The sequence below is a fragment of the Sphingobacterium sp. Lzh-3 genome (assembly GCF_046764375.1).
In the GTDB taxonomy this organism is placed as follows: Bacteria; Bacteroidota; Bacteroidia; order Sphingobacteriales; family Sphingobacteriaceae; genus Sphingobacterium.
This window is the reverse complement of record NZ_CP177226.1, coordinates 2,077,692-2,090,036: the sequence shown is the minus strand read 5'-3', so window position 1 is coordinate 2,090,036 and position 12,345 is coordinate 2,077,692. Positions and strand designations below refer to the sequence as shown.

Genomic DNA, 12,345 nt, shown 5'->3' with positions numbered 1-12,345 from the left:
TAATTATGGGATTTTTGAACAATATTTTTGGTAAAAAAGAAAATAAAAAGGACAGTATAGGGGATTTTTGGGATTGGTTTACAAAAAACGAACACGCATTTTTTCAAATCGTCAAGACTGGAGAACAAATTGATCAGAATTTTTTCAGCAAACTTTCGCCGAAGATAGATGCTCTTCGCAAGGAACTGTATTTCTTAACGGGAATGTACGATGATGACACTGCAGAACTTGTCGTCACGCCAGATGGTGTCATCAAAAACATTGCGTTTGTAGAACATCTGATCGCTTCTGCTCCAGTATTAGCGCATTGGAAATTTACTGCATTAAAACCCGCTATTGCGGATATGGAAAAATTCAAAATCACGATGTATGGATTCACTTTTGACATCAAGGATATGTTTTTTTACCCCATTCAACATAAATACCATCCAGATGAAGTCGATATTGTTATTGTTCACCCCGATTTTACGGAAGAGAACAAAGCCAATATTTCTCATGGGATAGAAATATTTCTCGACAATTACATTGGGGAATTGAACTCGATCATAGCCATAGATAACTTGAATGTCACCTCAAAAGAGCTTGCAACGGAAGAGCTGATTCCTCTACTTAAATTAAAAGACTATTTGATCTGGCGGGAAAAGGAATTTGTGGAAAAATATACCGACGTTAGGCACCGGGCCGCAGATGACACATACACTGCTTTTGAGGGCATCCTGGAGAACGACTTACCTATCTTTGCTATCATCAATACGACGTTATTAGACTGGGATGGAAAAGCTTCTCACCCTTGGATAGTTACATTAAAGATTAATTATGACGGAACAGCAACCAATGGCATGCCCGATCAGGAGACTTACGATTTAATGGATAAATTTGAAGAAGAATTAATGGACAGTCTTCCAAATGATATTGGATTTCTTAATATCGGAAGAGAAACTGCCGATAACCTCAGGGAAATTTACTTGGCTTGTACAGAATTCCGAAAAGCCTCACGAACGATTGATCGATTAATCGAAGAATACAGGGACAATCTTCAAATTGATTATAGCATCTACAAAGATAAATACTGGAAAACCTTCGAACGATTTTATAAACAAATAGAATAGGTCTCTCGAACAGCAGACATAAGTTTCAATAAAAGTACTTTATGAAATATGCTTTATTTACATGAATAAAATCATTCTTTTGGTTATTATCCTTGGAATTAGCCTTATCACATACAAAACCATTCAAAAAAACACGCTTTTAGCCGTTGTTGATAAGGAAGAAAATGCTCCTTCAGACGCCTTTCGCTATACGATGGCAATAAAGAACGTAAAAAAACGCCTCATAAACAACAAAAAGTATAATAGTGACATATCCTTTCTCTTGGATATGAAAAGCCCCTCGGGAAGAAATCGTTTTTTTGTCGTAGATCTAAAAACAGATCGGATTCTAGATCAAGGGCTAGTGGCGCATGGATCCGGCTCCGAAACCGGAAAAAAGAATCTTTTGCAATTTAGCAATACAGATAACTCTCATGCGACATCGCTAGGTAGTTACGCTATCGGCAGCTCGTATAACGGTAAATTTGGAAAAGCATATAAATTATATGGCTTAGATAGCTCCAATAGCAATGCATATGCTAGAAACATCGTTCTACACAAATATGACCGCATGCCTTACGATGAACAAGTAGATCCAGTATGTCTCAGTGAAGGCTGTCCTATGGTAAACGTCGAATTCTACAAAAGACTACAGAACCTGATTGACTCTTCAAAGAAACAAATCGTCTTACATATTTATTATTGATCACCAGCTATTTTCTTTGATCAAGTTCAATAAAACCTGATACGGACTTTGAGAAACAGTAAGAGCTTTCAACCAAGCAATAAATCCCATGATAAATAAATCTTTATTTTCTTTGTCCTCCGCCATAGTTTGAACAGCTGCCCGAAAGGATTTCCCTTGAATAACTGCTGGATTTAAAAGATATTTCTCTACCAATTTGGCAAAATCAATCACTCTGTTTTCCTTGACATTCAGCAAGTATTTTTTATACCTACCGACAAAGCTTTTTAATTTCAAGGTTGCCAAATCGATGTGATCGAATTGAATATGGATCAAGATTTCAAGCAGACTCTTCCGAATCGTCCACAACATGCCCATTTTCTTCTCGTACCAAGCATCTGTTCGAATCAACTGTCGAAGCTCAATCAATGCTGTTTTATCTTCAAATTGCGTTAAAAACATCACCAAACACAACTGTAGATCCGCAAGATCAACCTCACTTGATTTTGGTGAAGCTTGTTTAATCCCCGCCCTTAACACGGAAAGACCTTTTACTCCATCGCCAAGGTAATGGAAATTCAATGCCATCAACAAATGGCACCGCAGCTGAAACTGGACTCGAAAAACCGCATTTCCTTGAGATAAAACTTCATTCAAGCGTTCTAAGTACCCGATGCTCTCATTAAAGAATCCGTTCCTCAAATTAAAATTGGCCAGATAATACAAAATATGAAGATAGTAAAATAGCTGATGCGCTGATTGTTCATCGTACTTCATCAAAAAATTATCTGCTGTTTTTAAAAAAGAACGAACCAGTGTATAGTTTTGATGTATTGCTGCATACTCATTTGCAATATACAGAAGTTGATAAAGTGATTTAAATGATAAGAGATCATCCAAAGAAATACTGTATTTACTCAGCACACTCAAAATCAACTTATTGATATCAATTATTTTTGCTTTCAAATGAATATCCTGCAATGCTGAACGCAATAGCGCATAAGCAATCTGAAATTTTGCTTCTTGTTGATGTTTTTGCTGATTTTCGGTAAAACGATCGATAAGTAATTCCAAATTGACATTGAGATCTAAATGTGCATATTGTAGTCTGATTTGCAAGATTTCGTTCAGCAGACTAAACTGTTCCAGAACAAGAGCCTTGTCCTCAGCCCGTTGAAGACATTTGAATCCAATCTTAATGAACTGACTTTCCAATAGAAAACGGCCCACAACAAATAATCTCAACGCTTCGTGGGCTTCACTGTTGTCTCGTTCAAAAACCTTATTTGAGAGAAAAAACAAAAGACTATCATGAAGCCTCTTCCTCAATGCGTGATAAGCATCCCGGTTTTTAATGGGATCATATAACTTTTTTAGCTTATTTATATCATCAGTTTCTATAATCTCAAGTAACTTGATATTCTTCACATCATTTCGCTTATTCTTTTGTTTCAAAAAGGTCTTAAAATCCCTAATATCATCTTTATTCAATAATAATAGGAGATCCGATATCGCGTCCGCCATAGCTTAAATTTAGAATTAAACAAATATATTAAACAAAATTATATCGTCAGTATTCTTATAAATTCAAGTTTTAAAATAATTAGTTCCTATCGATATTTGAATCATAAAACAACAACAAATTAAAACTAAAACAAGAAAATTATGGAACCGCTAAAAAACATGATCGAAGAAAAAAAGGCTGAAAGAAATTTAGACAAAAGAAACCCATTTAAACCAACAGGAGCATTTATTGGAGCCTCATGGACTGCATTATTGGTTGGCACCGTTGGCTATTGTGTAGGCTTATGGAATGCAACAATGGCATTAAATGAAAAAGGGTATTATTTTACAATTTTACTATTTGCGCTATTTGCGGTTATCTCCGTTCAAAAAAGTGTAAGAGATAAAGCAGAAGGACTAGCTGTTACCGAATTGTACTACGGTTTAAGCTGGTTTGCCACAATTGCTGCCGTCGTGCTATTAACTGTAGGCCTATGGAACGCGGACCTGCTGTTAAGTGAAAAAGGATTCTATGCAATGTCCTTCTCATTGAGTATTTTTTCAGCTATCGCAGTACAAAAAAATACACGTGATGCAAAACTTATCGATGACAATGAAATAAAACTTTAGCGGGTGCCGATCCTGCAGCCTCTGCGTAGCAAGCTGCAGGATCTTTCAATCCCAAACGAACCGAATACTGACGCAAAGAATTAATCATGTTGAGAAAACTAACAATCAAATTATTGGATTTTATATTCTTCGATTTTTCGATACAAAGTAGCCACACCGATTTCTAGCAGTCGAGCGGCCTCAGCTTTATTTCCATTCGTATGTTTCAATACACGTTGTATATGCTGTCTTTCCATGTTAGCCATCGAAAAGTTTGACAAGACACCCGAACCTTCCCTAACATCACGCTCACCGAAAGGAAGACTCTGAACATCCAGTACACCGCCCTCACTCAAAATCACACTGCGTTCAATTACATTTTTCAATTCGCGTATATTCCCTCGCCATGGGTTACTTTCCAATGCCTGCACAAACTCAGGGGTCATCTGCAGAGGTTTCAAGTTGGATTTTAAAGCAAAGATATCAGCGTAATATTGTGCCAAAGTCGCTATATCTTGAGTACGTTCGCGCAATGGCGGTAATTCAACCGTAAAAACAGACAACCTATAAAATAGGTCACTCCTAAAATGGTCAGAAGCAATTTCGGATTCGAGGTTTCTGTTGGTCGCGGCTATGATACGTACGTCCACTTTAGTTGGTTTGGAATCCCCTACTTTCAAAAACTCGCCCGTTTCCAAAACACGGAGAATTTTGGCCTGAAGTTCCAAAGCCATCTCTCCGACTTCATCCAGAAAAATAGTCCCCAAATGCGCTTCTTCAAACAAGCCCCGCTGATCTTTAGTAGCACCGGTAAAGGCTCCGGATTTATGGCCAAACAGCTCGTTTTCCAACAGATCTTTCGTAAATGCGGCACAGTTAATAGCCACAAAACCACGATCTCTTCGCGCACTTGCCTGATGGATCGCCTGCGCAAAAACCTCTTTGCCGGTCCCCGTCTCGCCTGTTAGTAAGACCGTTGTATTTGTAACAGCAACCTTTTGTGCCATGCCGATGGCGGCCTTTATTGCACTAGATTTTCCAATAATCTTATCGAAAGAAAGTCTATCTCCCAATCGCTTTTCTAACTGCTGTACCCTTCTTGCCAATGCAACCTTTTCACTGGCTTTATAAAGCAGGGGTATAATGCGATTATTGTCATCTCCTTTGGTAATATATTCAAAAGCACCATTTTTTATCGCCCGAACACCATCCGGGATATTCCCGTATGCCGTCAATAGAATAATCTCTACAATTGGATACCGTTCTTTAATTAATTTGGCCGTTTCTACCCCATTACCGTCAGGCAGTTTAACATCACAAAGTACAACGTCTACATCACTGACTTCAAGCTTTTTCAACCCCGATTTAATATCAGCTGCTTCAATCACATCAAAACCTTCCAGGCTAATAATTTTGGCCATCAATTTCCGAAGTTTCTCTTCGTCATCTATAAGGAGAATTCTATTCACAATATTCGTTTTTTCAAAAGTACAATTTGTCCGAAGCAAATAGTAGAAAAATAAACAATTTGACTATTTCTCAAAAACTTTCCCGTCATCAAAATAAAAACGCTATATTTGCTTCTCTCAACATCCTTAAAACTGCATGTAAGATTAAAATTCTTTAGAACGAAATAAATACCATCCATTGACAATACCTGTCCAAATGGTTTTTTCTAACATTTAAAGAATTTCAACATGCTTTCATTACAACAACTTTCTTATATACATCCGAATAAAGATTTATTGTTTGGGAACATAAATCTACACATCAATGCGCAAGAGAAAATAGCGCTCATCGGCCACAATGGTGTCGGTAAATCAACTTTATTGCGACTGATTACCAAAGAACTATCGCCTTCCAGTGGCAGCGTACAAGTCAGTACCAGCACCTATTATGTTCCTCAAGTTGTGGGACAATTTGAGGATAACACAGTCGCCGAAGCACTTGGCATTGCCCAAAAATTAGATGCACTCCACGCGATATTAGCTGGCGATGCGTCTGAAGAAAATTTCAATAGACTTCAAGATGATTGGACCTTGGAGGAACGATGCCAAGAAGCCTTCGCGCAATGGGATCTGCCCCACATCCAGTTGACACAGAAGATGTCTTCCCTTAGTGGTGGACAAAAAACAAAAGTCCTATTGGCCGGAATCCACATTCACCGATCCGAACTTATTCTTCTTGATGAACCCAGCAACCATTTGGATATGGATAGCAAAACGCTACTATACGATTGGATTCAATCAAGCAAAAACACAGTGATTATTGTTAGCCACGATAGAGCCCTGCTTAATTTATTGGATGACATGGCCGAAATGACCCCAAAAGGTATCAAGCGGTATGGGGGGAACTATGCCTTTTACGAAACTCAAAAAGAGACCGAGCGCCATGCGTTACAACAAGATATTCACCACAAGGAAAGGGCGATTAAAATTGCAAAGGAGAAAGAAAGAGAAACAATCGAACGCCAAAATAGATTAAACAACCGCGGTCAAAAAAAACAGGAAAAGGCAGGTGTAGCGCGTATTATGATGAATACACTGCGCAACAATGCTGAAAAAAGTACCGCCAAAATAAAAAGTGTGCATCAGGACAAAATTGGAGATATCAAATCCGATCTACAGGAACTCCGAGGTTCACAATCTGCACTGGACGAGATTAAAATAGATTTAGGAAACAGTGCTTTTCCAACCGGAAAGAGTATGGTCAAAGTCGAAAATGTCAATTTCAAGTATGACTCACAAGGACTCTGGCCAGCTAATATCAACTTTCAATTATTCAGTGGAGATCGTATCGCACTACAAGGACAGAATGGATCTGGTAAAACGACATTGGTCAGACTTCTACTCGGCCAATTGACACCTGTACAAGGAAAAATTGAACGTCAATCATTTCGTTCGATCTATTTAGATCAAACATACTCCATTTTGTCTTCGCATCTAAGTATTTATGAACAGGCCCAGCAATTCAATAGCGACGCACTACCTGAACATGAGATCAAAATTAGGCTCAATCGGTTCTTATTTGGAAAAGACGATTGGGACAAGCCTTGCCAATTGTTGAGTGGTGGTGAAAAAATGCGTCTGATATTATGTTGTCTCACCATTCAGCAACAGTCGCCGGATCTAATTATCCTTGATGAACCAACAAACAATTTAGATCTTCAAAATATCCGGATTCTAACCCGAGCGATTCAGCTTTATAAAGGTACGCTACTCGTCATTTCACATGATGCGGTCTTTCTACAGGAGATCCATATCAACAAAGTCATCAAACTAAAAGACCTGTAAATGACAACTGCGTTTATTTCGTTGCAACGGAATAAACGCAGTATTCAATGACTGCTTCCTATAAAATTTTAATAAAACACGGTATTTTTTGTAACAATCCCATATTCTTTATTTAAAATCTGCTAAATCGATAAATTAATTTAAAAAAAACGAATTTTTATCGATATATTCACGATGATTTTAAACATGAAACAATAACCATTAAATTAATTGAACCTTCTCATTTACATAGCAGCCTTAGGGCAGATGTATCGCACAGGCCTCTCAATTAATTACTTCATTTAATTATGTCAGATTATCAAATTAAAGAAAATCCCGAATTATTTGACGCCATCGTAGTTGGTTCCGGCGCAGGTGGTGGTATGGCAGGTTATATACTTGCACATGCGGGGCTTAAAGTATTGATGCTGGAAGCAGGTCCTTTTTATGACCCAGCAAAAGATTCGTTACAACTACGCTGGCCTTGGGAATCTCCAAGAAGAGGAGCCGGTACCACAAGACCATTCGGGGATTTTGACGCAGCCTTCGGTGGCTGGCAAATCGAAGGTGAACCCTACAGCAAGGTAGCGGGAACTGAATTTGAATGGTTTAGAGCACGTATGCTGGGCGGCAGAACCAACCACTGGGGTCGAATTTCATTACGTATGGGACCTGACGATTTCAAGCCAAAGGATGGAGTAACAGACGAATGGCCTATCACTTATGAAGAAGTTAAGCCATTTTATGACCGTGTCGATCGAATGATCGGAATATATGGCACGGCAGAAGGTATTCATAACGAACCCGATGGTATTTTTATGAAACCACCTAAGCCACGCTTAAACGAATTATATATTGCAAAAGGCGCCAAAAAAGCTGGAGTTCCAGTGATTCCTGGAAGAGGAGCCGTGCTAACCGAAGTATCAAAAGATATTAAAGATCGAGGTACCTGTTTCTACTGTGGCCAATGTGGTCGTGCATGTAAAGTTTATGGGGACTTTTCTTCTTCATCTTGTCTGGTTATTCCAGCGATGAAAACAGGTAACCTAAAGGTGATAGACAATGCAATGGTAAGGGAAGTCATTACAAATGATGAAGGAATTGCAGTTGGTGTTTCTTATGTAAACACCAAGGATTTGCAGGAATATACCGTTAAAGGGAAAACCGTTATTTTGGGTGCTAGTGCCTGTGAAAGCGCGCGGATCATGTTAAATTCCAAATCAAAATCGCATCCTGGGGGTGTTGGTAATAGCAGCGGTTTAGTCGGAAAATATCTCCACGATTCTACAGGGGCCAGTTTATCGGGCTTTTTACCACAACTACTTGACCGGAAGCGTTATAATGAGGATGGCGTTGGAAGTGTCCATATTTATTCACCATGGTGGGAAGATAATGCCAAGTTGAATTTCCCAAGAGGTTACCACATCGAATATGGCGGTGGTTTACATATGCCCTCTTATGGATTTTTGAATTGGGTACCGAAAGTAAATGACCTGGCAAAAAATTCGGATGGGAAGTCAAAAGCCAAAGGCGGCTATGGTACTGCATTAAAAGAAGATTTCCGTAGCTATTATGGTGCAAATGTAGGTATGGCAGGCCGGGGAACGGCATTGGCAAGAAAAGACAATTACTGTGAAATTGACCCCGATAAAGTCGACAAATTCGGAATTCCTGTGCTACGTTTCAACTACAAATGGGCTAATGAAGAAATAGCACAAGCCAAACATATGCAAGAGACATTTCAGTCTATTATGCACGAAATGGGCGCTGTAATTACTTCTAAAATACCAGGAGCAGATACATTGTATGGCCTGGAAGCTCCCGGAAAAATTATTCATGAAGGTGGTACCACAAGAATGGGAAATGACCCTAAAACCTCCGTTTTGAACAAATGGGGACAAGCGCACGATTGTAAAAATCTCTACGTCGTGGATGCGGGACCATTTGTACAACAAGGTGACAAAAATCTAACCTGGACAATACTCGCCTTATCAATGCGGACAGCAGAATATATACTTCAAGAAAAGAAAAAATTAAACGGTTAAAAGCATGAATAGAAGAGAATCTTTAAGAGCATTAGGATTAATTGCAGCTGGATCTGGTCTTTTAACCGCAGCTTGCAATTCAAAAGATGCTAAAAATGCAGTAGCAGACAATAGCAAAAAATTACCTGGAGTCCAGGATTTTGAATACGAACGCACGGAACAATTATATGCCGAAAAGTTTTTTGACGAACATGAAATGGCTACAATCACTGTTTTGGCAGATATTATTATTCCTAAGGATAACATTTCAGGAAGTGCTTCGGAAGCGGGAGTGCCCGATTTCATCGAATTTATCGTAAAAGATTTGCCTGATAATAAAATCCCTATGCGTGGCGGACTTCGTTGGCTTGACCTCCAATCCAAAAAGCGTTACGGAACAGTATTTATCAAATGCAGTGCAAAAGATCAACTTGCATTGGTAGATGATATTGCCTACCCTGATTTGGCAAAACCGGAAATGAAACAAGGTGCAGCCTTCTTTTCATTGATGCGCAACCTGACTTCCTCGGGATTTTACACGAGTGAAATGGGTGTGAAAGATATCGGCTATGCCGGAAATAAACCTGGAGTCTGGAATGGTGTACCAGATGATGTGTTGAAAGAGCACGGTTTTGACCCGACTAAATTCTTTGGATAATAAAAAAATCCTTTCCGAAAACGGAAAGGATTTTTTTATTTACCTCATTAAAATCTATTGTGCCGATGGTACCTCAGTAGCCTCCGGAGCCTTATCAATCAACTCCATAAATTGATCCAATTTAGGGGTGATAATAATCTGCGTTCTTCTATTCCGTTGCTTACCTAGAGCCGTTGTGTTATCTGCAATTGGATTATATTCTCCCCTACCACCTGCAGTTAAGCGTTTAGGATCCACACCATATTTATTTTGTAAAGCCTGTACCACAGAAGAAGCCCGTAATGTACTTAAATCCCAGTTATTCCGAATATTAGGTTTAGAAATTGGATCGGTATCGGTATTACCTTCAATCAATACTTCATAATCTCTGTAATCTTGGATAATTTTCGCAATTTTACTTAATGTCTGGTCGGCTCTATCATTAATTTCATAGCTGCCGGATTTGTAAAGCATATTATCAGCAAGTGAGATATAAACTACCCCTTTTAATACCTGTACATCAACTTCCTGCAATTCCTCACGGCTAAGCGATCTTGTCAAATTATTGGTCAATACCAGATTCAAGGAATCGGATTTGTTTTTCGTCTCAACGAGATGCTTAATATATTTATTTGAAGCGTTAATTTCATCAACCAACTTGGAAATATTAATATTTCCCTGTGAATTCTGATTAATACTGTTATCGAGCGATTTCTGCAAAGCAGCATAAGCCGATCGGAGATCCGCATTATTTTGCCGTTCAGAGGCCAACTGATCTTCTAAACTCTTGATCCGTGTCCGACCTTCAGCCAATTGAAGCTGTCCATCCTGATATTGTTTGGTCAATTGACTGTGCTCCGTTTGTAATTTACTATAGTCAGACTGTAAACCAGCATATTGCTTTTTGCTAACACCACATCCGATAACAAACAAACTGGCCGTTAATACAGTCATTGGAAAAACTAAATTCTTCATGATATACTCTTTTTGTAGATGTTGAATTAATTCATAGAACAAGATACGCAATATTCTCGCCAAAATGCCCCACAGCCTTGTCAAATTAACAACCTTTAACGTCCTATTGGGCTAGCTCCTTCAGCTCTGTGGCGCTAAATACTTGCGCACCTTTAAGATAGGGATTTGCGCCTTTGAGATAATTATAAATAATTGATTTAGCCTCTTCATTGGGTAATTTGTAAAGATTTTTAACAAGAAAATTTTTATCCTCAAGGATATTATTGTTATATCCCAAAAAAGAAGGCGCATGGACCTGTACGCTCCAACGTATAAACCGTGCTTCAATATGATTTGGATTTTCCTTAATCACTTCTTCCAAATGCTTTTTGCCCTCTTTGAACTGCCCAACTTTCTTAAAAGGATTGCCGATATGTTTCGCTAAAAGTATCTGATAGGCGGCCAGGTATACTTTCTCGGTCGGTGATTTGGCACCTTCCGTCAGCACCTCCAAATTATGTTCACATAGATCTTCGTCCTTCACGGCCTCCGCATATTCTTTTCGAATTTTATCAATATTCACCTGTTGGCCAAGCCCAACTTTTGTTAAAGTAAATAGAGCAATTGTCAATACTATTCGTGTTATCATAATTATAAATCAGGCTATTTCAACAATTTCATTTTCCGACTTAAATTACTAAAAAAATCGAATTCAACTATTAATTTTCAATTATCATACCACAAAGCCAAAAATTCATGTCATCGTATCGCCACAGCTAGCTTTAAATAAGAGAAAAGTCTTCATTCCAGGATATTTTTAAAGCAATTTTGCGACATGAAACTGATTTTAGCAACAAGCCCAGTCTGGTTAAAAGTGATTTTGTCGATTTTATTTGGCGTTATATTAGGCTGCTTCTTAGGAGAGATTGTTTTCACCTTATTACAAGCCTAAGTTCTTCATCATGATTGACATCCTGTCCTCTACCTAACGATCCGATGAATTTTATGCCTACAGATAATCCCGGATAATCCGCTATTGTAGCGCTTTTGAGTAGGCCAATAAGTTTCATTATCCTTGCCAAAAATCAAATTATTTTTGCTATATTGCTTATACCAATATAAATTTAAAGCGAGCTATGGAGACAAAAGCAGAGTATCAGATTTGGGACACTATTGTGAATAGCGCAAAAACTAAATTCGATTATAAGCATATTCGTGCTATGTTCAAAAAGGAAGATGACGAAATAACCGATAAGTTTCTATTCCATATTATTGCAGGATTTGCCTGTGGTGAAAATCATCAGACCATTTCGACCAATCTTTTCAATGAATTACAGAGCATCCATTTTGACTGTAATGAAGAGCAGATCGATAGGTTTATCGCCGATAAGCACGTAAAATTCAGTCCAGAGATCTACGCCACCTATCTCGCATTCTCTATGCTGGAAGATGGCGAAGATGTCGATACCATTACCGAGATCATCAATAATCTTTTGCAACTCGACAAATAATTATTCTGAAGTATCGTTTAATTTTGGCTAAAAACTTATATTCGTGAATTATTACACCTATA

11 protein-coding genes are annotated in these 12,345 nt (G+C 38.4%); 7 read left to right on the top strand and 4 right to left on the bottom strand.

Translation table 11 applies throughout. The annotated features are described in order from the left end of the window. Window positions 1-5 precede the first annotated feature (5 nt). Window positions 6-1,109 carry a DUF695 domain-containing protein gene (locus tag ACLCDV_RS08585; RefSeq protein WP_411973431.1) on the top strand — a complete coding sequence of 368 codons (1,104 nt, stop codon included), beginning with the start codon at window positions 6-8 and terminating at the stop codon, window positions 1,107-1,109. Between the two features lie 61 nt (window positions 1,110-1,170). Further along, window positions 1,171-1,794 carry a murein L,D-transpeptidase catalytic domain-containing protein gene (locus tag ACLCDV_RS08580; protein WP_411973430.1) on the top strand — a complete coding sequence of 208 codons (624 nt, stop codon included), beginning with the start codon at window positions 1,171-1,173 and terminating at the stop codon, window positions 1,792-1,794. On the opposite strand, the gene ACLCDV_RS08575 is transcribed toward ACLCDV_RS08580, so the two are convergent. After that, window positions 1,795-3,297, bottom strand: coding sequence for a hypothetical protein (locus ACLCDV_RS08575; protein WP_411973429.1), 1,503 nt, complete (start codon window positions 3,295-3,297; stop codon window positions 1,795-1,797). A 141-nt stretch (window positions 3,298-3,438) separates the two neighbouring features. Between ACLCDV_RS08575 and yiaA the strand changes: the two genes are divergently transcribed. Continuing rightward, window positions 3,439-3,906 carry an inner membrane protein YiaA gene (yiaA, locus tag ACLCDV_RS08570; RefSeq protein WP_046675653.1) on the top strand — a complete coding sequence of 156 codons (468 nt, stop codon included), beginning with the start codon at window positions 3,439-3,441 and terminating at the stop codon, window positions 3,904-3,906. Window positions 3,907-4,016: 110 nt separating this feature from the next. Here yiaA and ACLCDV_RS08565 read toward each other — a convergent pair whose 3' ends face one another. Further along, window positions 4,017-5,354 carry a sigma-54-dependent transcriptional regulator gene (locus tag ACLCDV_RS08565; RefSeq protein WP_411567684.1) on the bottom strand — a complete coding sequence of 446 codons (1,338 nt, stop codon included), beginning with the start codon at window positions 5,352-5,354 and terminating at the stop codon, window positions 4,017-4,019. 228 nt (window positions 5,355-5,582) lie between these two features. On the opposite strand from ACLCDV_RS08565, the gene ACLCDV_RS08560 reads away from it, so the two are divergent. The 3 genes from ACLCDV_RS08560 to ACLCDV_RS08550 all read left to right on the top strand — a co-directional run bounded on the left by ACLCDV_RS08560 (window position 5,583) and on the right by ACLCDV_RS08550 (window position 9,839). Then, on the top strand, window positions 5,583-7,178 hold the full coding sequence (locus ACLCDV_RS08560) for an ABC-F family ATP-binding cassette domain-containing protein (RefSeq protein WP_411973428.1): 1,596 nt from the start codon (window positions 5,583-5,585) through the stop codon (window positions 7,176-7,178). A 287-nt stretch (window positions 7,179-7,465) separates the two neighbouring features. Next, window positions 7,466-9,202, top strand: a complete 1,737-nt coding sequence (locus ACLCDV_RS08555; RefSeq protein ID WP_120334875.1) for a GMC family oxidoreductase — start codon at window positions 7,466-7,468, stop codon at window positions 9,200-9,202. A 4-nt stretch (window positions 9,203-9,206) separates the two neighbouring features. Next, window positions 9,207-9,839, top strand: a complete 633-nt coding sequence (locus ACLCDV_RS08550) for a gluconate 2-dehydrogenase subunit 3 family protein (protein WP_294184724.1) — start codon at window positions 9,207-9,209, stop codon at window positions 9,837-9,839. A 54-nt stretch (window positions 9,840-9,893) separates the two neighbouring features. Here the strand turns inward: ACLCDV_RS08550 and ACLCDV_RS08545 are convergent, their stop codons facing one another. After that, the gene (locus ACLCDV_RS08545) at window positions 9,894-10,793 is read right to left on the bottom strand and encodes a flagellar motor protein MotB (protein ID WP_075994703.1); all 900 of its coding nucleotides are present in this window, start codon (window positions 10,791-10,793) and stop codon (window positions 9,894-9,896) included. Between the two features lie 103 nt (window positions 10,794-10,896). Beyond that, entirely contained in the window at window positions 10,897-11,421 is a 525-nt protein-coding gene (locus tag ACLCDV_RS08540; RefSeq protein ID WP_317667655.1) for a hypothetical protein, read from the bottom strand. A 487-nt stretch (window positions 11,422-11,908) separates the two neighbouring features. Between ACLCDV_RS08540 and ACLCDV_RS08535 the strand changes: the two genes are divergently transcribed. Continuing rightward, entirely contained in the window at window positions 11,909-12,283 is a 375-nt protein-coding gene (locus ACLCDV_RS08535; protein WP_317667656.1) for a hypothetical protein, read from the top strand. Window positions 12,284-12,345 lie beyond the last annotated feature (62 nt).

Bases quoted from the DNA above. Each gene is read 5' to 3' on its own strand.
- ACLCDV_RS08585 (WP_411973431.1), top strand. From the start codon at position 6: ATGGGATTTTTGAACAATATTTTTGGTAAAAAAGAAAATAAAAAGGAC.
- ACLCDV_RS08580 (WP_411973430.1), top strand. From the start codon at position 1,171: ATGAATAAAATCATTCTTTTGGTTATTATCCTTGGAATTAGCCTTATC.
- ACLCDV_RS08575 (WP_411973429.1), bottom strand. From the start codon at position 3,297: ATGGCGGACGCGATATCGGATCTCCTATTATTATTGAATAAAGATGAT.
- yiaA (WP_046675653.1), top strand. From the start codon at position 3,439: ATGGAACCGCTAAAAAACATGATCGAAGAAAAAAAGGCTGAAAGAAAT.
- ACLCDV_RS08560 (WP_411973428.1), top strand. From the start codon at position 5,583: ATGCTTTCATTACAACAACTTTCTTATATACATCCGAATAAAGATTTA.
- ACLCDV_RS08555 (WP_120334875.1), top strand. From the start codon at position 7,466: ATGTCAGATTATCAAATTAAAGAAAATCCCGAATTATTTGACGCCATC.
- ACLCDV_RS08550 (WP_294184724.1), top strand. From the start codon at position 9,207: ATGAATAGAAGAGAATCTTTAAGAGCATTAGGATTAATTGCAGCTGGA.
- ACLCDV_RS08545 (WP_075994703.1), bottom strand. From the start codon at position 10,793: ATGAAGAATTTAGTTTTTCCAATGACTGTATTAACGGCCAGTTTGTTT.
- ACLCDV_RS08540 (WP_317667655.1), bottom strand. From the start codon at position 11,421: ATGATAACACGAATAGTATTGACAATTGCTCTATTTACTTTAACAAAA.
- ACLCDV_RS08535 (WP_317667656.1), top strand. From the start codon at position 11,909: ATGGAGACAAAAGCAGAGTATCAGATTTGGGACACTATTGTGAATAGC.